Source organism: Kurthia gibsonii, from assembly GCF_006539985.1.
Taxonomy (GTDB): Bacteria; Bacillota; Bacilli; order Bacillales_A; family Planococcaceae; genus Kurthia; species Kurthia gibsonii.
On record NZ_BJOB01000008.1, the window covers coordinates 18212 to 40344 of the forward strand.

The window sequence follows — 22133 nt, forward strand, 5'->3', positions numbered from 1 at the left end:
AGTTTTTTCTGAAAATCACATAAATTAAGTCTTGGTAAGGGTCTAAATTAATCCATGTATTTATAAGATTGCTTAAATTCTAATGTATAGTGGCCATTCGCTGCTTGATTCAATTGTTTTGCCAATTCTTGTCCTCTCTGATGATACTGTTTTTCGAGATGTTCTCCTCCATGTATCATGGTTCCTGTTTTAGAATCAAGCCAATTTTCATGATCTCTTTTCCAAAAGAGCCATTTTTGTTGTAATTCAGGTGTAAGTTGCAATGTTTCAATTGGCATACTCTCATTACACTTTGCGCAGAGTAAAAATGCTGGTTTTCCATTTGGCTGTATATAAAATGATGTCGTATTGTGACACATAAAATATCCATCCTTTCTTTTTTGTACTCGTTTTTTTATCCCCTTTTTATAAAAAAAGCACGAACCTTTAAAAGATTCATGCCCGATTGACATTCGTAGTCTATGTATAAGCAAATGTTATTGATTTTTATTTGTACGCTTCATCACGACTAAGATTACAATTGCTAATACAATAAGTCCCATAGCAGCTACTGAAAAAAGCCATATATCTTGTTGCTTGATTTGAAGTAAATTCAAAAAAGATGAAGTTGTTTCTTCATTGTCTGTAAGTGATGCAACATGGTCTACAGATGAACCGACAATTGTATTGATTTTTAAAAAGCTCATAAACAACCTCCTTACTCTATTGTATTAACAATTACAACGCAAATCAAACATAAATTTTACATTTTTTTCATATTAACTTCAAAATCATTCGATACAATCAAAATATAAAAAGGAGGCTAAATTATGTATGCCTATATTTTTGATGACGAACAAACTTTTGAATCTGTAACTTCTCAAACGATTGAATTTATTGAATCGTTTTTCTCAATTGAATTACCAAATAGTTATAAAAAACTGATGATGATGCACAATGGGGGCTCGTTAGCCTATTCTACCTTTTCTTCTCGTAAATTACGTGAAGATTCGATTGAAATCGATGTATTTCTGCCTCTTTCTATAGACGAAGGAGTTATTGAATCAAAACAGATTACCACACAGCTTGACATCGATGAACGCTATATCGTATTTGCATGCAGTCATCATATTTTTATTGCTTTTGATTATACAGTGCATAGAAAAGGTAACCCACCTATTGTTTTCATTCACCGTCATACGAAAGAAGTCATAAAAGCCGCACGCCACTTTAAATCATTTATAAAGAAGTTAGATACAGCGTACATGGAAGAGATAAGTGATTTCATTTATACATCTCTTCAATTTGAACGCTATGTAAAAAAAGGAAAATCAGCAACACATATTGCTGCTTGTTTCGAACAATTCTCCTATGAAGCAAATGACTTTGAATGGTATAGTCAATTGGCTATTTATACATTAAAGAGAAAGCAGGATACACAGCTTGCATGGTATATTGGTGCTGGTCTTCTTCAACAAATAAAACTTCATCCACATGAGCGCTGGCCTTTAACTTCACTTCAAGAAGCAATCAACTTGTTACAGGCGTTCCATGATCCCTATGCAAGGAAGCTTGGAAAGCAGTTACAAGCTAAATTGACGAAACCTGAGATGCTAGTATATTAAATATATAAAATCCTGTATATTTGGAATTATATGGGGTTTTTAATTTTTTAAGTGCATATTTATTTTTATAATGGGCTTTTTACTATTTTATATATAGACTAGAGAGGTATATTTATAATTAATTTAAAATGATTATCAAATTTATTTATTACAAATATTATAAAATTATTTCAAAATATGGTATGATGTCCATGTATTTTATTATAAAGGAGTGGTTATTTGAAAAAGCATTTACGTCCGATTGCCGCACTAAGTTTAGGTGCACTATTACTCGCAACACCTATTAGCTCTACACAAGCTGTACAAAAACAACAGAATCTAACACACATGGTTCAAACAACATCTGATGATTCAGCATACGAAAAAAATAAATTGATTATTCGCTCGACAAAAGAATTTACAGCACGCGAATTAAAACAGTTAAATGCAACGAAACAAGAACGTATTTCAGCAATTCAGTATACGGTACTGTCGTTCAAGTCTGAAAAAGCATGGAAAGCTGCAATCCCAAAATTAGCAAAAATGAAACAAGTTGAACGTATATCACTAAGTCCAATTTATAAAAAATTAGGTAATGTCGATCCAAAAGCAACAAAACAAGCTTTACATAAGCTACTGCAATCTCCTGCAGCTCAAAAGTTACAAGGGAAAAATAAAATCAAAGTTGCAGTCATTGATGAAGGTGTCGATGCTACACATCCTGATTTACAAAAAAATATTGTGGCAACAAAGAATACAGTTAATCCTTTACATGTAGCAGAAAAAGGTTCACACGGTACACATGTCGCGGGCATTATTGGCGCAGTAAAAAATAATGGTATTGGCGGATATGGTCTGAATCCGAACGCACAAATTTTAGGATATGATGTGTTCAATGGTTCAGATGGTGCGTACGATTACATCATCTCAAAAGCGATAATTCAAGCGACAAAAGATGGTGCAAAAGTTATCAATATGAGTCTTGGTTCTGCTTCCCCTTCTCCTGTAATGGATGAAGCGATTGCGTATGCACACGAAAAAGGAGTTACAGTCATCGCAGCAGCAGGTAATACAGGCACAGATCAAAAGCAATACCCCGCTAGTTATAAAAATGTCATTAGTGTTGGCTCTGTTGGTAATACGAAAAAGTTAAGTGACTTCTCTTCTTACGGTGTATCGACAGATATTGTAGCACCTGGTGAAGATATTTATTCGACAAGTTATCAAAAACGTGGTGCTTCATTTGAAAAAATGAGCGGTACGTCGATGGCTTCTCCTGTTGTAGCAGGCATTGCATCACTGATTTTATCGAAAAATCCAAACTTAACACCTGATCAAGTAGAATATATTTTAGAACATACAGCGACTGACTTAGGTGAAAAGGGTTTTGATGCAAAGTATGGATTTGGGCTTGTAAATCCCGTAAAAGCGATGCAGTTCAATCCGAAAAATATTCCTGTTCAAACAACAAAACAGTGGAATGATGAGGAAATTAAACATAGTGCGGAAGATGCAACATTGAACAAACCCGTTACAAAATCACTAAAACAACGCTACGAGCAGCAATGGGTTCGTGTCAACGTTACGAAAGGCCAACCTATTCAACTAACAGTAAAAGGTGATAAGTTAGCTGATTTACAACTAGACGTTCGTTTTTATGGTGATGAATCTTCTCAAAAAGCAGTTTATAACAGCGCCCGTGAAAACGAAGTAGAATCTAAATATATCGAAGCACCATTTGACGGGGTTATGACTGTAGGTGTGAGCGACGTGAATGGTCGCATTAGTCAATCACCATATGCACTTGATATACAAACAGGCATGTTCCCTGAAGATGAATCAAGTCGCGAGCAAGTGGCTGAATTAACAGACTTAAACACAACAATTGATAATCAATATTTCCAACCACTTGGTGAGGTAGATGAAGATGTCTTCCATTTTAAAGCTACAAAAGATGAACTTGTATCGCTTACACTGTCAAATATTCCAAATGTAACGACGAGCGTGATTGTATATGACAAACAAGGCTTTAATCCTCCTGAGGATGCAACAGAAGAAGTATCACCGATTGTACAAGGCAATAGTTTAAAAGCAAATACGGAGAATACACTATCATTTGCGACAAAAGCTGGAGAGGATTACTATATTGTTCTTAAAAATACAGCTGATGCTGAGATTAATTTTGAACAACTGCTTCAAATGATGATGTCTGGTCAGGAACCAAATTTTGAAATGAAGCCAGAGAGTGCTCTATTCCCTTATGAAGTAACATTTGCGACAAAAGCGATGCCAGCAGATGAAGATCAACTTCCGTATGTTGGAGAAGAAGAACTGAATTTTGAAAATGAAGTAGAACAGATCAAGGCATTAGGTCGTCCGTTTGATTTATCAAAAGAAGTAACGGGTCATTTACAAGGTTCGAGCGACTACGATGCGTATCATTTTAAAACGAATGCGGACGGTATTTATAAACTACACATTCAAACGAAAAATATGCGTAATTTACCGAACGTAGTATTAGCTGAAGCGATGACGGAAACAGTAGATGGTCAAGAAATGGTGGATTTAGAAGACATTTATGATAATACGAGTGACCATACTGCGGATGGTTCTTTCATGATGATGGGATTAAAAGCGAATACAGAATATGTCCTACGTGTTAATGCAAATTATGACCAAACCATTCCTTTTGATGGCTATACATTAAACGTGGAAACAATTAAAACGAAAGTGGCTGATTCATTTGAAGCAAATAATCAGCCTGAACAAGCTGCATCATTCCCGAAATCAGGTAAATTAATTGCCAATGTTTCAACATTTAATGATGTAGATTTCTACTACTATGAAGCACCAAAAACAGGTATTTATAGTGTGGATTATCAGTTGAAAAATTTAACAAAGAATGATTTACAAACATTGCCTACTTTATTGCGCAATCGTTATATTTCAACAGTTCAATTAGTACTAGACAAAAATCATAATAAACGTTTAGATGCCAATGAAATGGAATCTTCTATTTATTTAGAAGATATGCAAAATGATTTATCCTTACATTCTGGTGTCGAAATGAAAAAAGGTGAACATTACTTTGTCGCAGTTCAACCAACGGCATTTGAAGCATTTATGTTCTCTGCTCGTCCATATGAATTAGCGATTCAAGCAGCTCCTTCAGTCGATGAAGATGCAAAAAGTGTCGTTAAAAATAACAAACCTTCGAAACCAATTGCTTTCAAGAAAAAATCAGCTTCTACGGTTTCAGCTTCTGCTTACATGAATGCGGGCTTTACAAACGGTGATGCCGATTGGTTCGTCTATAAAGCAACGAAAAAAGGCAAATTAACGGTAACGCTTGATGTGCCAACAAGCCTAGACGGTGTACTAGAAGTCTATAAAGATGGTAAACGCCTATCCAAAACGGATCTTTACGGTGACGGCGATGCCGAAAAACTGACATTGAACGCATCAAAAGGAACATACTATTTCAAAGTAACAGACCGTTTAAAACGCGCGTCGATTCAACCTTATACACTAACGGTTAAAAAATAAGAAGTAAAAGAGGGACTTAGACAATTCATATTGTCAAAGCCCCTCTTTTTTTATACGATTTAATTGCTTGATTACTTCTGCTTCTTTTAAAAATCGTCCATGTTTCTTCTCTTTAGGAAAGGCGCTTGCATCAAATAACTCAAAATGACGATTTATCCATTTTTCTCGCCAAATATGATGTGACTTTTCTACAATTTGTCGCTCTGTTAAACCGTCATGTTCAAATGCATCACAATCAAAATCATCTACTCCAAACTCAAAACCACAACAGGCACATATTTCATTACTTCCAGCGAAGTCATCGTAATACGGGGGTTCTGCTAATCCCTCATACCCACAAATGGGGCATGTATATCGCGCACACATATTTTATTCCTCCCTAATTTTTAATTCTTTCACCTTTCAAGCATCCTTTATATCATAACATTCTATAGAAATTGGCTATTTTAGGCATCTTTTTAATACAAATTCACGTCATATAAATCACTGCATAGACAAAAGCTTTGTGTTATGATACAAAAGCAATTTATTTACGGGAGTGATTCTTTGAAACCAACAATTTATAAATGGGTATCGACAGTGGCAGCTTCTGCCCTACTATTAACAGCTGCATTGCCAGCACCAGTTGCACAGGCAACTAATTCTTCAATTCAAAAAAATCTTACAAAAAAATCCTATGCAAAACGTACACTTGTTATTCAGTCTTCAAATGACTATACATACCAAGAGATTCAGCAACTGAAAGGTACGATTATACAACAAATTCCAGATCTGCACACAATGGTTGTTCAGTTTAAAACAGATGAAGCGATGAAAAAAGCGATTGATTGGTTTTCACAAGACGCTCGATTTGAACGCCTCTCTCTAAGTCCATTGTATGAAACTTCTGGACAAACGGATGAAAAAGCATCTTTACAATATACGCATCAATTATTTCAAACAAAAAAGCTAATGCAACAAACGAAAAAGAAAAAAATCAAAGTTGCTGTCATTGATACTGGTGTCGATGCGAATCATGTTGAATTAAAAGGCCAAGTAAAAAAGGCACTAAATATCGCGAATCCAATGAAAGCACAAGTCAAAAAATCACATGGTACACATGTTGCAGGAATTATAGCAGCGAAAATGAATAATGGTATTGGTGGATATGGTGTTAATCCAAATGCTGAAATTCTATCTTACGATGTTTTCGATGGCTCTGAATATGCTGCTGACTATGATGTAGCAAAAGCGATTCTACAGGCAATAAAAGATGGCGCAAAAGTGATTAATTTGAGTTTAGGTAATGAATTATATTCACCTCTTGTCGACCAAGCTGTGCAAAAAGCACATGCAAAAGGAGTCGCAGTATTTGCAGCTTCTGGTAATGACGATACAGATCGCCCGGATTATCCTGCTTCTTTAGAGAATGTCATCAGTATTGGCTCAGTGAATGCGGAGAAAAAACGCAGTGATTTTTCAAATTATGGAGCTTCACTCGATTTAATGGCTCCTGGTGAGGATATTTATTCCACTTCTTATGACGCAACACGTGGCTCAACTTTTGAAACGATGAGTGGCACATCGATGGCTTCACCTGCTGCTGCAGGTATCGCTTCTTCCCTACTTATCAATCACGCTTATTCACCAGAGCAACTTGCCTATGTACTTGAAAAAACAGCAAAAGACCTTGGAACAAAAGGTTATGACTTAAAATATGGTTATGGTTTCATTCAACCACTGGCAGCTCAAAATTTTAAAGGGAACATCCCGACATTTACATCAAAAAAATGGACGAACGCAACCATTTTAAAAGATGCTACGGTTATAAAGGGAACACAAACGAAAAAAGGGACACTTAAACAACCGAATGAAACAAAATGGTATCAAATACCTGTAAAAAAAGGTGAACTAATCCAAGCTACTGCCTCATCTAACAACGTAACGGATTTAAAACTTACTTTAAAAACATTCGGTACAAAAGTTCAAACAAAAACGATTCAAGATACGGGCGTTAGTGAAAAAGAAGCCGGGTTTGTACAGGCAAAAGAAGACGGCAAAGTCGCAATTGGTATTAAAAATGTCTATGGACACGCTAATACACCTTATACACTAGATATTTTAAAACAGTCTAGTAAACCAAAAGATGAAGCTTCGATTAAAAAACCGATGGTATTAAAAAGTACAAATACAAAAGTATATGGACTATATATGAACGAAACAGCTGATGGGGTGGACCAAGACGTCTTTCATGTAAAAGCAACAAAAGATGAATTAGTTCAAGTTCAAACATCTGCTCTCCCTGGTGTTGACCTTTCGATTGAAGTCTACAAAAAACAAGATTTATTAAATAAAGAAAGCAGTGCACCACTTGTTTCGATTAATAAAAATGGTATTGGAAAAGCTGAATATGCTTCGTTCCCTGCCACAACAGGTGAAGAATATGAAGTTATCGTATCGAACAGTAGCAATAGTGAAGCAATGCCTGAAGAAGATGTCCTTAATCAATTAAAAGAAGGTGTTGTCTCACCAAAAGCATCTTTACTGCCTTATCAACTGACATTATCAAGTCGTACGATGCCAGCCGATGAAGACTCAATCATATTTAATCCAGAAACAAGTCAAAAAATAGATCGTACAAACCCGACTAAAGTGTACACACTCGAACAATTATTTAAGAAAAAAGGCCGACCATTTGATGTAGTGAATGGTGTAGAAGGCTTTTTACAAGGTTCAACTGACTTAGATGGTTATTACTTCAAAACCACTACTTCTGGTTTTTATGAATTTAATACTGCTGTCGCACACGCTGCTGAACAACCTTCTGTCACAATTTATGAAGTACAAAATGATCCAAAAACAGGTATGCGTTCAGAAGAATTTTTAGCTTCCAATAGTACAGAAGACGGTATTATGAAGAAAAAAGCCATTGCGAGTTTACAAGCAAATACGACGTATCTAGTAGAAGTTGGTGTTGGCTCAGTTGGCTCGATTCCGAAAAATGGCTATCGTGTCACAGCGAAAAAATTACAATCAAATATAGTAGACAAATACGAGCAAAACAATGTACCTGAACAAGCAAAAACGATTCGTGTAAATCAAAAAGTAACAGCGAATTTTGCACGTCCAAACGATGTAGACTTCTATTACTTTAAAGCACCAAAAGATGGTATCTATCAAATGAAGATGGATTTAAGTCCATTTGATGATACGAAATATTCACAAGAATGGCATAACCTGTACACGAAGTCTATTACAGTTTATGAAGATATCAACCATAATCGTAAAATGGATGGACATGATCTATCTACATTTAAGCCTGTTAGAAATGACTTAAATGATGAGCCAATTAGCGGTTCAATTGAAGCGAAAAAAGGCGATACATTCTTCGTATTAGCTCAACCCACTGCTTTTTTAACAACGGATTTATTCTCGATTTATCCTTATGAGTTAAAAATTCAACAAGTTGTAACAAAAGATGAAGATGCAAAAAATAAAGTAAAAAATAATCGCCCTTCTCACCCTATTTCATTAACGAAGAAAAGTGCCTCGGTTTATGAAAAAACAGGTTATCTAAATCCTGGCCATCTACAAGGTGATGAAGACTGGTATGCATTCAAAAATAAAACAACGAAAAAAGTGCGTTTAGTGTTAAGCGGCGCGGCAGATTTTGACCCTGTCATTACGTTATATGCAAATGGTAAAAAACTTAAAACATTCGATGCATACGGTGTAGGTGATGAAGAAATCGGCTCTTACACGTTCAAGAAAAATACGACCTATGCGATTAAAGTAAAAGACCGTCAAGGAAATGCATTTGTAGATCCTTATAAATTGCGTCTAACATTACAAAAATAACTATTAAAACAGGGGAAACGAATACCGTTTCCCCTGTTTTTTTAATGGGATGGTCTACTAGTTAAAAATACGGGAACGGTTATATGAATGAAGTGACTAGGAGGCGAAGTATATGGAAAATCGTTCAAAACTATTTTTATTAATTGGGATGATTGCATTTATTATCATTGGTGCTACCTTTTATATTGCGATTAAACCAAAGGATAAAGACGATGTTCTCTCTGCCTATAATAAAAACTATACACTAAAGTGAGGCTAGTACTATTTTAAAGCCTCTCTTTTTTATGAAGCTGTTTTTTGTTTTTTTATTTTTTATATAGACTAGAGAGGTTTATTTTAAAAAATAACTTGCAGGTCTTTTACGACCTACAAGTTATTTTTAATTATACGAGTTGTTCAAGTGCTTGCATCGCTTCTAGTACGCGTTCACTCGTTATTTCACCAATTGGCATTAAATGAATTGACTCTGTTGGAATCGTTGTTTTTTTAGCTACTTCTTGCAATCGTTGAGCTGTTACTTCGGTTAAACCTAGCTCTTTTAATGTTTGAGGAAGATGTAATTCCTCATAAAATGTGCGCAACGCTTGTACTTCTTCTGGACGATTTTCAAGCATGAGTTGAACACAGATGCCATAAGCCACTTTTACACCATGTAACAACGCATGACTCTCCTCTAAAGCCGTTAATCCATTATGAACTGCATGTGCACCTGCTGTACGCCCATAATGATCACCATAACCTCCAACCATACCTGCATACATGAACATCACTTCTACCACTTGAATAAAGGCATCATTTAGTACTCTATCATCCATCGCACGTAAAGCCTCTTTTGAATCGCGTAATAATAACTCTTTACACTGTTTCGCTGCTTCATACGAAATCATGAGCGGTACAGGTAAATGCTCGATTGTACGTAATTGTACATCGGCTTCATACCACTTCGCTAACGTATCACCAATACCCGCAACGAATAAATCACGCGGCGCATGAAGTAGTAACTTCGGCTCAATCAATAATAAACTCGTCGCAATTGGATAGATGTCGTAATGATGGAATGCCCCTTCATTATCATAAATAACACTTAGCGGTGTCCACGGTGCGCAGTTAGATGCTAGTGTCGGTAAAACAATTACTTGCTTATGTAATTCATTCGCTGCTGCTTTCGCTAAATCAATTACCTTTCCCCCGCCTAAAGCAACAATCGCATCGACTTTTTTCGCTTTTGTTACCACTTTATCAATCTCAGCGAAAGAACATTCACCTTGATATGTATAAAAAGTTTCTGTCATACTCGGCATCTCTGGCCAATACGCTTTTGCAGCTTCATATGACTTCGTGCCTGTCACAACAAGGATACTTTGGATGCCACGTTGTTGTAATTTTTCTTCTAATAATTCAAAAGCACCTTCTTTTAAAATATATTCACTTGGCGCTGCATGTACTTCAATTGTCTTCATGATGATTACCTTCTTTCTTTATATGCTATTTACTATGATAAACGATTTTCAGAATATTTTATACTTTAAAAATAACATGAATTCACAAAAAAGATGCTTTTTTCACTTTAATTGACAAGTACATGCTTTTCTTCTATCGTTAGTTTATTCATGTTGGAATATCTAAACGATTCCAACAAAGTAAATGACTTGGAGTGAATTGAACATGAATTGGGCTTTATTAAAAAAGACAGTTTTGGCGAGTGTACTTGGCATCTCGTTAGTTGGCGGATCGATGTTAAACCCAATCGACGCAACACCGAAAACCGTTACAGCGGCTTCTCTTAAAACCGTATCACTTGTGCGTGCGACAGATGGTGATACAGCAACATTTAAGTATAAGGGAAAGAATATGAAAGTGCGCTTCCTACTTGTTGATACACCTGAAACGGTCCACCCTTCTAAGGGAGTTCAACCTTATGGTAAAGAAGCTAGTAACTATACGAAGAATCGCTTAAAAAAAGCAAAAAAAATTCAACTGGATTTTGACCGTACAGGCTATAAAGGTGATAAATACGGACGTAAATTAGCGTATGTGTATGTTGACGGTAAAGACTTGAATTTAGAGCTTGTACGTAAAGGCTATGCTCGCGTTGCATATGTTTACGCACCGAACACGAAATATAAAACGAAATATTTCGTTGCACAGTCTAAAGCAAAAAAAGAAAAGTTACGTATTTGGTCTAAGAAAGGTTATGTAACGAACAGCGGTTTCGCTTCTAAAAAACCTTCTTCTACTGTGACGGTCAACACATCAAAAACATTTAAAAACTGCACTGAATTACGCAAAGTCTATCCAAATGGTGTACCGAAAAGTCACCCTGCTTACCAAGCAAAGATGGACCGCGACCACGATAACTGGGCGTGTGAACGCTAATGAATAAAGGAAGTAAGACATCTATGAAAACACTGATTAAATTAGGTTTACTAGCATCCATTAGTTTTGCACTTGTTGGATGCTCGGAAGAAAAAACTGCACCGGTTGAACAACAAACAACCGAGTCAACACAACAAGCAAATGACAATCAAAGTAACACACAAGAAAAACAACCTACTCAAAAAGAAGAAAACACAACATCTTCAAAAGATGAATTCAAAGGCTACAAATTAATCAAAGCGAATGCTTGTAATTTATCTGGGAGTCGTGAAGCAAATGTTGTAGTAGACATCGGCTTTGGAAATCGTGAGTATTGGGCATTTACAAACGAATATGGCCAATTAATTCGCGTCACTGCTAAAAAGATCACCTTACAAAATGATCGTACTGAACAAGTTACATCATCAGGAAGATACTGTAGAGACGAAGCGAAAGTTCCAGGTGTCGAACGTAAAGATTTAGACGAAGGACATGTCATTGCCGATTCACTTGGTGGTGTATCAAATGCTTATAACATTACACCACAAGATAGTACGCTAAACCGTCATGGTGACCAAGCCTATATGGAAGACGCGATTCGTAAAGCAGGTGGCGCAACAGATTTTGAAGCGATTATCACGTATCCAAATACGAAAACACAAATTCCTTCCCGTTATAAATACACATACACAATTAAAGGTAATCGCGTTGTAGATGAATATGCAAACGGTAATCCAGATCAGCGAAATGAAGAACTCGGTTTAACTAAAAAGCAACCGACAACTTCTTCAAAACCACAAACAAAAGGTGACGTATCAGCTGTAGATACAGATGGTAACGGACAAGTCACCATTAAAGAAGCAAAAGCAGCTGGATTCAAAATGCCAATTACAAAAGATCACTGGTTATATCCTTATATGGATGACCGCGACGGTGACGGACTTGTAGGCGAATAAACTTCACAATAAATAAAATACGCTAGGTAATCAATCGATTATCCAGCGTATTTTTTATGCTTGGTTCACATTTGTATAACCAATCATTTATTTTAGTTATCTTCTATTAAGCAAATCCTAAAACATTATTTGGAACTTCTTCCTTCTATTTTCGTTCTTAATCAAAATAGAAAGGAGTGAGAACATATGGGGTTTTGGTATTTTCTGATTTTATTGATGGGTATTGTATTACTGATTACGGCTTTTCGAAAACAATGGATGCCTTCAAAGAAGTGGTTCGCTTCTTTAACAGGTGTCTGTATGATTGCTTTTTCCATTTTTATGTTTCAAGATGGTAGCGCTGAAATCATGCAACAACTACTGAACCGCATGAACATTTCTTTCTAACTATAAAAAACTTCTACAAATGATGTGGAAGTTTTTTATTTTACAAATTATGTTACAATCGAAGCAATCTATGAAAAAGGAGCGAATGAATATGACAGTCATTACTTGCATTGCATCACCTAAAACGGAGGGTATGCACATTTAAGGAATGACGTATTCTCCGTATTGAAATGAATTTCATTCGGAGGTTACACATGACAACACCATCTATTTATTATGCTTTTACAAGTTCACGCGCATTTTGTTTACAAATTGTTTTCACTTTAAATATCATTTACTACGTTTCAGATGCACAACTGAATCCATTAGAGCTTGTTTTAATCGGGACAATTATGGAATTAGCCGTTTTACTATGTGAGATTCCTACGGGGTTAGTCGCTGATTTGTTTGGTCGTAAAAAATCCATTATTATCGGGACAATCATTATTGGAGGTGCGCATCTTTTAGAAGGCAGCATCCCCTCTTTTACAGCGATTGCGATTGCGGCTGCATTATGGGGAATTGGTTGGACATTTATTAGCGGTGCTGAAACTGCATGGATTGCAGATGAAATCACACCAGAACAGCTGGATCACACACTTTTAAATGGTGCAAAATTTAGTTCGATTGGTAGTTTTATCGGTATTCTAACAAGTGTAGCGATTGGCAGTCTATTTACAGTACAAATCGCCATCCTATTCGCTGGTGCTGCATTATTACTCATCGCTTTGCTCTCTATTTTTTGGATTCCTGAAACAAAGTTTGTCCCTATCACACAAGGAAAGCCATCACACCTACATCACATGAAAATAGCACTACAATCGAGTTGGAATGTGATTCAATCTGACCGAACGCTCCTCTCTTTAGCAAGCATTACATTATTTATGGGTCTCGCTAGTGAAGGATTTGATCGTTTATGGGGCGCTCACTTTATTGAAAACTTCCAATTGAATGAGCATTACACCGTCTATTGGTTCGGCTTATTCTATGCGCTCACATTCTTGCTCAATATTGGTTTACTCAAGTGGATGGAACAAATAGCTACTTCGCATTTTGCGCGTCTACTCATGTGGTTGAATACTGTGCTCATACTATTCATGATTTATTTCGCTTTTACAACACATTTTATAGTAGCTGTTGTACTTTATTTATGTGTTGCTTCACTACGAAATGTGAACCACCCTCTCATGAATAAACAACTAGAATCAAAAGGGCGCGCAACAACACTCTCCTTCTATGGACAAGTTGATGCTTTTGGTCAAGTAGCAGGTGGACCACTTGTTGGACTTATCGCACTTTATACGTCTATTGAAGGTGGACTGTTCGCATCTGCACTACTCATCTTACCTACCATTTATTTTTTACGAATCATGCGAAAAAGCGCATAATATGTAAGAGAGCTTCAGCGTATTTCCGCTGAAGCTCTTTTTAAATTATTTAGATTGTTTATTTGAAAAGCCTCTATTTTGTACTAACCAAATCATACATAAGAAAAAGCAAGCAAATAACATTCTCAAAAGAAGATTGAAAATATATGAAATTGCTTAAAAAATGAATCTTGCAATAAAAAAGTCAACGAAAAACCAATCATCAAAATAAGTCTATATCGGATCATCTTACACAACCTTATACATTTTCACTGTTTTCAGTAAGTGACCATCAAAGTCTTCTTCATATATTTCACGTACTTGAAAACCCTTCGCTTCGTAAAAACGCATGCCAATTTGATTGTCTTGTTCTACTTCTACCTCAATCATTTCTACACCAGCTACATCTTCATGAAGCTTTTGTAAAAAAGCTGTCCCTACTCCTTTTCCTTGTAGCGCCGGATGAATGTAAATTGCGTATAGCGTAACCATACCATTTACTACAGGTGAGAAATGGGCAAAACCTCTTACTGCTTCCTCTGTTTCAACTACATAGAAAAAGCCATGCTGTAAACGTTGGAATAAGCGAGATTCTTCATAGGCTTGTTGTAAAAAAGCATCTTGAATAGGACGTGGAATGATGCCCTCATATGTTGTGTGCCATGTCTCCGTCGCCACTTGTTGCACAGCTAAAACATCTTGTTCTGTCATATTTCGAATACTATACATTGTTTACGCCCCTATCTCACTACAAATCTCAATATAATGTCCGTCTGGGTCTGCTATATAGGCAACTGTTTGTCCCCATGGTTTCGTTACAGGTTCTTTTATAATCTGTACGCCTTTTGAACGTAAGACATCGATTGTCTGTGCAACATCTTCCACTGTAAATGCAACTTCAAATGTTGCTGTTTTTTCCGTTTTGTATGGAACGATTAAGCCGATTTCTTCTCTTACAGCGTCTCGTGTATTGATCGCGAATGTCGTCTGTCCTGTATCAAACTCCACATATGTACCCTGCTGCATCTTAACAGATAATTGCAGCACATCTTTGTAAAACGTATAGGCTTGGTCAAAATCAGAGACGTATAAAATAATATAGCGTAATGTACAATTCAACATCATCATTCCTTTCTATTCATTTTATGGAATTATACGGATTTTTAAGTGGGATGTAAAGAGAAAAGAGGATGGGACATAAGTGTAAAAACACCATCCTACATCATGAGCATAAGAAAAACTGGAATCGCGCTATTGTGCGGTTCCAGTTTTTCGTTGTGAACTCTAAAAAAGGAAAATGAGATGTTCTGTCCCATCCTCACTTTTACTTTATTTGATTTTGCCACCGAAAACAGGATAGATGCTATCTTTTCCGTAGCTTTCGATTTTTTCGATTTATTTTAAAGCTTCCATATCAGCTTCATTAATTTCAAAATCGAGTGCTGTATTTCCTTCTATATGTGTACGATCAGTTGATTTTGGAATAACCGATAAACCTAGTTGTAAATCATAGCATAAACAAAGCTGTGCTACAGATACACCGTAATGTTCTGCCATTACTTGAAGACGAGGGTGTTGTAACACTTCCCCATGTCCAATTGGCGAATATGCTTCCACGAGAATAGCGTGTTTTTGGCAAAACTCGATTAATTCGAATGGTGTATTGGAAATATGCGCTAAAATTTGATTGACCATCGGCTTAATTTCACAACTCTCTAGCAAGTTTTCAATATCATCTTGCAGGAAGTTACATAAGCCAATCGCTTTCACTTTTCCTTCTTTATAAGCATCTTCCATCGCACGCCATACTTCTTTATTTTCTTCAAAATAGCGATTTTCTTCGCGGAACTCTTTCCATGGTTGTGGGCTATGAACCAGTAGTAAATCGATATAATCGAGATTCATCTTTTTCAGCGAGCGATCAATCGAACGGACAACACCGTCATATTTGAAGGTAATACCTATAGCTTATTATACGATAAGTCTTTATTTTCTGAAAATATAATGGCTTTTACAAAAAATCTTTATTTATGTGAAATATAACGCTCTCACATCTGTATTTCCAAGTGACTGCCACTTAATTTGTTGGAAGGCATATTGGAAGCCAGCAGGCAAGTAATTCTTCTGTTCGACTTGTTGCATACTTTCAGGTGTTTGATTGTATTGTTCATATAGTGCATGCTCTGAACCATCGCCTAATACACGCGCAGCATATAACTTGGCAATCGGCTGTAGCTCTGGCTTCTCCTGCCATGTAGCAGGACGATCTAGTAAACTATGTGCGATATGATTGATTGCATTTAGATGTACATAAAGCATACCTGCAACATCATGTGGCAACGTTTTACGAACTTCACTTGGTAAACGTTTTAATACTTGTAGCGCTTGTTCATTTTCATTTTGTAATAAGATTTGATCCATATGTAGCGTTAAGTGTGTCGCTGCAAGATGAAAACGAAGTGCAATCTCTCCGTCACCTTTTAAATAATAAATTTTCGCAATCGAATGTAATAGCCCTGCACTAATGCCCTGTTCTCGCTGATGGAGTTGATAATACTGTAATGCCTCATCAAATTGCTTTTTCTTTTTCGCTTGCATCGCTTGCTCTATTCTATTCATAAACTCCACTCCTCTATTTGTTCAGTATACTACGCTTTTAAATGAACGACTTACTTCTTCACATAATCGACAAAAAGGAACCGTAATTTATTCTACGGTTCCTTTTGATTTCTATTCTGCTTCTTCAGGTGGTTGTACTGTAATACGCACAATCGCACCGTCTGTTGCGGTATTCACTGCGGGTGAACCGTTTGATAGACGATCCGCATGGCGATATTGATCGGTTGAGATGACTTCGACAATCTCTTTTTCTGTCGCAATTTCTACCGTTGTACCACGTGCGACACGTAGCACGGCTTCAATACGATGTGGATTTGTTTTTAGTTCTCGTAGTGTTTGAAGACCGCGTTTTGCACGTCCTGTCGGTTCGTATTCCTTAATCGACATCTTCTTCACTGAACCACGTGTTGTAATGATGAGAACATCACCTGCATCTTCTGGCGATACAATCGTTGTTGCGGCAATATAATCATCGTCTTTTAGATTAATTGCTTTAATACCTGCTGTTCGTACACTTGTTGGTGGTACTTCCTCCAGTGGGAAGCGTACGGCAAAACTCATATACGTTGTTAAGATGACATCTTGGTCCTCTGCTACGATATCTGCAAATTGTAATTCATCATCTTTTTTCAGATTTACTGCTTTGAATGGCTTATTATAACGTGTGACAAAGTACTCTTTTAAAAGTGTTCGCTTAATTTGACCATATTTTGAAACCGTCACAACATATAATGGTGCTTCGAAATCTTCGACACCCACTACTCGGATAATACGTTCTTCTGCATCTGTCACATTGACCAAGCTTGAAATATGTTGCCCTAAGTCTTTCCAACGAATATCTGGTAACTCGTGAATCGGTTGGAAAATATAATGTCCTTTGTTTGTGAAAAGAAGCACATGTTGTTGCGTATTCAATTGTTGTTTAAAGACAATTTCATCCGATTCCTTCATCGCAAAACCTTCGCCATTTGAAGATTTATATGAACGTAGACTCGTACGCTTCACATAGCCATCTTTCGTCACCGAAACGATGACATCTTCTGATGGAATTAATACATCCATGTTCAGTTTAATCTCTGCAATTTCTTCTTGAATAAGTGAACGACGATCTTCTTTAAAACGTTTACGAATATCAAGTAATTCTTTTTTCAAGACAGCCACAAGTATTTTTTCATCTTGTAAAATGCCTTCTAATTCCGCAATGGTCGCATTCAATGTCGCTTCTTCTTCACGTAATTCCGTAATATCGGTATTCGTTAAACGATACAGTTGCAGCGATACAATCGCTTCTGCTTGTACTTCTGTAAAGTCGAATTTCGTCTCTAAATTATTTTTTGCATCTTTTTTATCTTTTGATGCACGAATCGCTTGAATAACTTCGTCTAAAATCGATAGTGCCTTCATCAGACCTTCTACGATATGTAGACGCGCATGTGCTTTTCGTAAATCAAATTGGCTACGTTTCGTAATAATCTCTTTTTGGTGCTTGATATACGCATCTAACATCATCGGTAATGTCATCATCGTTGGACGACGGTCATGAATTGCAATCATGTTAAAGTTATAGGCTACTTGTAAATCCGTATTTTTAAAGAGATATTGTAAAATCGGTTCTGCTGGAATGTCACGACGCATCTCGATAACGATTCGCAAACCTTGACGATCCGATTCATCACGTACTTCTGCAATACCTTCTAAGCGCTTATCGACACGTAACTCATCTATTTTTTTCACAAGATTGGCTTTATTTACGTCGTATGGAATTTCATCAACGACAATTTGCTCTTTTGAACCTTTTAATGTTTCAATGCGTGTTTTGGCACGTACAACAATTTTACCGCGACCCGTTTCATACGCTTTTTTAATTCCTGCCACACCTTGAATAATCCCACCTGTTGGGAAGTCAGGACCTGAAATGACTTTCATCAGTTCATCCACTGTGGCATTTTGATTTTTCAATCGCATGAGTACTGCATCGATGACTTCATGCAGTGCGTGCGGTGGAATATCTGTCGCATAACCTGCAGAAATTCCTGTCGAACCGTTTACTAATAAGTTTGGGAAGCGTGCAGGTAATACAGTTGGCTCCATATCCTGGTCATCAAAGTTTGGAATGAAATCAACCGTCTCTTTTTGAAGATCGCGTAACATTTCACCTGCAATACTTGATAAACGTGCTTCTGTATAACGCATCGCAGCAGGTGAGTCACCGTCTAACGAACCGTTATTCCCGTGCATCTCAACGAGTGGATGACGTGATTTCCAATCTTGTGATAGACGAACCATCGCTTCATACACTGAACTATCGCCATGTGGGTGATAATTCGCAATTACATTCCCTACTGTTTTAGCAGATTTACGGAATGGCTTATCATGCGTATTATGATCCATAAACATCGCATATAAAATACGACGTTGTACAGGCTTCAATCCGTCACGAGCATCTGGTAATGCACGATCTTGAATAATATATTTACTATAACGACCAAATCGGTCACCAATAACCTCTTCTAAAGGCAGATCTTGAAATTGCTCTTTCTCTGTCATTTACAGATCCCCCTGCTCTTCATTTTTCTCGATAAATTCACTTTCTAAAATGTTGTCATCTTCTTCTAATCCGAAGTCAACATGTGTTTCAATCCAATTACGACGTGGCTCTACTTTATCGCCCATTAATGTCGCAACACCGCGCTCTGCACGTTCTAAATCGTTAATTTTCACACGAATTAATGTACGTGTTTCAGGATTCATCGTCGTATCCCATAACTGGTCAGCATTCATCTCACCAAGACCTTTATAGCGTTGTAAAACATAGCCTTTTCCGACTTTTTGAATTGCCTGATTTAATTCACGTTCTGTCCATGCATATTCAATGACTTCTTTACGTCCTGTACCTTTAGATACTTTATAAAGCGGTGGTAGAGCAATATAGACCTTCCCTGCTTCCACAAGTGGTCGCATGTAACGGAAGAAGAATGTTAATAATAATACTTGAATGTGCGCACCATCTGTATCGGCATCGGTCATAATGATCACTTTATCATACGCTGCATCTTCTACATTAAAGTCTGCACCGACACCCGCACCAACAGCATGAATGATTGTCGCAATTTCTTCGTTTTTCATAATGTCTTGTAATTTTGCTTTTTCAGTATTAATGACTTTACCGCGAAGTGGCAAAATCGCTTGGAATGAACGGTCACGACCTTGTTTTGCTGAGCCACCTGCTGAATCTCCTTCGACTAAATACAGTTCATTTTTCGCCGCATTTTTTGATTGTGCTGGCGTTAACTTACCTGATAATAGCGTCGATTGCTTTTTATTCTTTTTACCATTACGTGCATCTTCTCTCGCCTTACGTGCTGCTTCACGTACTTGTTGTGCGCGAATCGCTTTACGCACAAGCGATGTACTAAGCTCTGCATTTTCTTCTAGCATGTACATTAATTGTGTCGAGACGACTTGGTCAACTGCACTACGCGCTTCGCTTGTACCTAGTTTTCCTTTTGTTTGTCCTTCAAACTGTAGTAAGCCTTCTGGGATTCGAACCGAAACAATCGCAGCCAATCCTTCACGAATATCTGAGCCCTCTAAGTTTTTATCTTTTTCTTTTAATAAGCCTACTTTACGTGCATATTCGTTAAAAGCGCGCGTTAAAGCAGCTTTCGCACCTGTTTCGTGTGTACCACCATCACGTGTACGCACATTATTTACGAAAGATAGAATGGTTTCTGAATAACCGTCATTGTATTGGAACGCAAACTCCACTTCAATTTGGTCTTGTGTACCTTCTACATATTTGACTGGGTGTAGCACATCTTTTTCATCATTTAAATAGGCTACGAATGCTTCAATCCCGTTCTCATAATGATACACCTCATGTTTTTCTGTATTTTCATCAATTAACTCGATTTTTAACCCTTTTAATAAGAAAGCCGATTCACGTAATCGTTCTGCTAATGTATCGAAATTATATTTTGTAACGGAGAAAATCGTTGGATCTGGTTTAAAATGAACCAGTGTTCCTGTCTCTTTCGTTTTACCTAGCTGTTCTAGCGTCGTTACAGGCGTTCCACCGTTTTCAAAACGCATTTGATACTTAGTACCTTCTCGGTAAATTGTTACTTCTAAAAACGACGACAGCGCGTTTACAACGGATGAACCTACACCATGTAGTCCTCCTGAAGTTTTGTAGCCACCTTGACCGAATTTACCACCTGCATGAAGTACAGTAAAGATAACCTCTGGTGTAGGCTTCCCTGTTTTGTGCATACCTGTAGGCATACCTCGACCGAAGTCGCGTACGCTAATGGATTGATCTTCATGTAATGTGACGATAATGTGGTTACCGAAGCCTGCTAGCGCTTCATCAACTGCGTTATCGACGATTTCGTAAACGAGATGATGTAAACCTCTACTATCCGTCGACCCTATGTACATCCCTGGTCTTTTTCTTACTGCTTCAAGACCTTCAAGTACTTGAATATCATCTTCATTATAAGACGATAGTGTATTATTTTTCGTCAAAAAAATCCTCTCCTAACACGAACATCTGTTTCGCTTTATTTAAGTCTAGTATGAACTTAGCGTTTCTGTCAACAGCATACAGGCTATATATAAGGCTTGATTATACACTAAATCATTGAATTTACAAATATAGCTAGCTACTGTTCAACGTTTTTTACATAGCCTTCTTATTATAAGAGTAAATTTTACTTTGTGGCAAACAGTTACTGTATTTTTATTGCGAAATAGACGATTTCAGCATAAACTGAAAACACCTACATTGTCTTATTGTTCCAAAAGCGTAAGCATGATAAAATATTATGACAATATATTAGTACCTGTAACTAAGAGAAAAAGAAGGAGCATTCATATATGAATACCGCAATCGTCATTATTCTAGCCTATTTAATTGGCTCCATCCCATCTGGTCTATGGATTGGTCAACTGTTCTATAAAACAGACATTCGAAAGCATGGTAGTGGGAATCTAGGTGCTACAAACACATTTCGCGTACTTGGTAAAAAAGCCGGTGCTGTTGTCACAGTGATGGATATCTTAAAAGGAACGCTCGCTACGTTATTACCCACGTTTGCGATTCTTTCAAACAGTCATGTTCATCCGCTTGTAGCTGGTGTCATCGCTGTTGTCGGGCATATGTTCCCAATCTTCGCGAAATTCCGTGGAGGTAAAGCTGTCGCAACATCTGCGGGTGTGCTATTTGGTTATCACTGGCCCATCTTCGTCATTTTATTAATTGCTTTCTTACTTTGTTTAAAAGCATTTAAAATGGTGAGTCTTGCTTCGATGTTCGCCGCAGTCGTTGCATTCATTTATGGATTAACGTATGCTGTACTTGACCAAGAATATTTACTATTCGCTGTTGTCACAGCTCTTGCAACATTCGTTATTTATCGCCACCGCGCAAACATAAAACGAATCAAAGAGGGTACAGAACCTAAAGTAACGTGGATTTAAAATCAAAAGGAGTGTGCATGTAT

Annotated in this window: 19 protein-coding genes; 9 read left to right on the forward strand and 10 right to left on the reverse strand. The window is 37.1% G+C overall.

Annotated elements, in window-relative coordinates:
- Positions 1–47 precede the first annotated feature (47 nt).
- Both KGI01_RS03945 and KGI01_RS03950 read right to left on the reverse strand, forming a co-directional pair.
- A complete protein-coding gene (locus KGI01_RS03945) occupies positions 48–359 on the reverse strand; it encodes an immunity protein CdiI family protein (protein ID WP_141273470.1) in 312 nt (103 codons plus the stop codon).
- A gap of 117 nt (positions 360–476) precedes the next feature.
- A complete protein-coding gene (locus KGI01_RS03950; RefSeq protein WP_068453508.1) occupies positions 477–686 on the reverse strand; it encodes a hypothetical protein in 210 nt (69 codons plus the stop codon).
- Positions 687–809: 123 nt separating this feature from the next.
- Between KGI01_RS03950 and KGI01_RS03955 the strand changes: the two genes are divergently transcribed.
- Positions 810–1604 (forward strand): SMI1/KNR4 family protein, encoded by a 795-nt coding sequence (locus KGI01_RS03955; RefSeq protein ID WP_141273472.1) that lies wholly within the window; start codon positions 810–812, stop codon positions 1602–1604.
- Between the two features lie 219 nt (positions 1605–1823).
- Positions 1824–5129 carry a S8 family peptidase gene (locus tag KGI01_RS03960; protein ID WP_141273474.1) on the forward strand — a complete coding sequence of 1102 codons (3306 nt, stop codon included), beginning with the start codon at positions 1824–1826 and terminating at the stop codon, positions 5127–5129.
- Positions 5130–5162: 33 nt separating this feature from the next.
- On the opposite strand, the gene KGI01_RS03965 is transcribed toward KGI01_RS03960, so the two are convergent.
- On the reverse strand, positions 5163–5495 hold the full coding sequence (locus tag KGI01_RS03965) for a hypothetical protein (RefSeq protein WP_141273476.1): 333 nt from the start codon (positions 5493–5495) through the stop codon (positions 5163–5165).
- Positions 5496–5675: 180 nt separating this feature from the next.
- Here KGI01_RS03965 and KGI01_RS03970 point away from each other — a divergent pair, with 180 nt between their 5' ends.
- Both KGI01_RS03970 and KGI01_RS13790 read left to right on the forward strand, forming a co-directional pair.
- Positions 5676–8966 (forward strand): S8 family peptidase, encoded by a 3291-nt coding sequence (locus KGI01_RS03970; protein ID WP_170214720.1) that lies wholly within the window; start codon positions 5676–5678, stop codon positions 8964–8966.
- 112 nt (positions 8967–9078) lie between these two features.
- Positions 9079–9219, forward strand: a complete 141-nt coding sequence (locus tag KGI01_RS13790; protein ID WP_170214721.1) for a hypothetical protein — start codon at positions 9079–9081, stop codon at positions 9217–9219.
- A 130-nt stretch (positions 9220–9349) separates the two neighbouring features.
- Here the strand turns inward: KGI01_RS13790 and KGI01_RS03975 are convergent, their stop codons facing one another.
- Positions 9350–10426 carry an iron-containing alcohol dehydrogenase family protein gene (locus tag KGI01_RS03975; RefSeq protein ID WP_141273480.1) on the reverse strand — a complete coding sequence of 359 codons (1077 nt, stop codon included), beginning with the start codon at positions 10424–10426 and terminating at the stop codon, positions 9350–9352.
- 205 nt (positions 10427–10631) lie between these two features.
- Here KGI01_RS03975 and KGI01_RS03980 point away from each other — a divergent pair, with 205 nt between their 5' ends.
- The 4 genes from KGI01_RS03980 (at position 10632) to KGI01_RS03995 (ending at position 14031) form a co-directional block, all read left to right on the forward strand.
- A complete protein-coding gene (locus tag KGI01_RS03980; protein ID WP_141273482.1) occupies positions 10632–11342 on the forward strand; it encodes a thermonuclease family protein in 711 nt (236 codons plus the stop codon).
- Between the two features lie 23 nt (positions 11343–11365).
- Positions 11366–12277: a DNA/RNA non-specific endonuclease gene (locus tag KGI01_RS03985; protein ID WP_141273484.1), complete on the forward strand. Its 912-nt coding sequence runs from the start codon at positions 11366–11368 to the stop codon at positions 12275–12277.
- A 186-nt stretch (positions 12278–12463) separates the two neighbouring features.
- A complete protein-coding gene (locus KGI01_RS03990; RefSeq protein ID WP_141273486.1) occupies positions 12464–12664 on the forward strand; it encodes a hypothetical protein in 201 nt (66 codons plus the stop codon).
- Between the two features lie 194 nt (positions 12665–12858).
- Positions 12859–14031: an MFS transporter gene (locus tag KGI01_RS03995; RefSeq protein ID WP_141273488.1), complete on the forward strand. Its 1173-nt coding sequence runs from the start codon at positions 12859–12861 to the stop codon at positions 14029–14031.
- 228 nt (positions 14032–14259) lie between these two features.
- On the opposite strand, the gene KGI01_RS04000 is transcribed toward KGI01_RS03995, so the two are convergent.
- The 6 genes from KGI01_RS04000 to parE form a co-directional block, all read right to left on the reverse strand.
- Positions 14260–14739 (reverse strand): GNAT family N-acetyltransferase, encoded by a 480-nt coding sequence (locus KGI01_RS04000; RefSeq protein ID WP_141273490.1) that lies wholly within the window; start codon positions 14737–14739, stop codon positions 14260–14262.
- A 3-nt stretch (positions 14740–14742) separates the two neighbouring features.
- Complete coding sequence (locus tag KGI01_RS04005; protein WP_141273492.1) at positions 14743–15129, reverse strand: VOC family protein; 387 nt, start codon at positions 15127–15129, stop codon at positions 14743–14745.
- A 276-nt stretch (positions 15130–15405) separates the two neighbouring features.
- On the reverse strand, positions 15406–15975 hold the full coding sequence (locus KGI01_RS04010) for an aldo/keto reductase (protein WP_307723175.1): 570 nt from the start codon (positions 15973–15975) through the stop codon (positions 15406–15408).
- 63 nt (positions 15976–16038) lie between these two features.
- Positions 16039–16629, reverse strand: a complete 591-nt coding sequence (locus KGI01_RS04015; protein WP_141273494.1) for a hypothetical protein — start codon at positions 16627–16629, stop codon at positions 16039–16041.
- Between the two features lie 111 nt (positions 16630–16740).
- Entirely contained in the window at positions 16741–19176 is a 2436-nt protein-coding gene (gene parC / locus KGI01_RS04020) for a DNA topoisomerase IV subunit A (RefSeq protein ID WP_141273496.1), read from the reverse strand.
- On the reverse strand, positions 19177–21156 hold the full coding sequence (gene parE, locus KGI01_RS04025) for a DNA topoisomerase IV subunit B (protein ID WP_068453543.1): 1980 nt from the start codon (positions 21154–21156) through the stop codon (positions 19177–19179).
- 351 nt (positions 21157–21507) lie between these two features.
- Here parE and plsY point away from each other — a divergent pair, with 351 nt between their 5' ends.
- On the forward strand, positions 21508–22110 hold the full coding sequence (plsY, locus tag KGI01_RS04030) for a glycerol-3-phosphate 1-O-acyltransferase PlsY (protein WP_141273498.1): 603 nt from the start codon (positions 21508–21510) through the stop codon (positions 22108–22110).
- Positions 22111–22133: the final 23 nt, after the last annotated feature.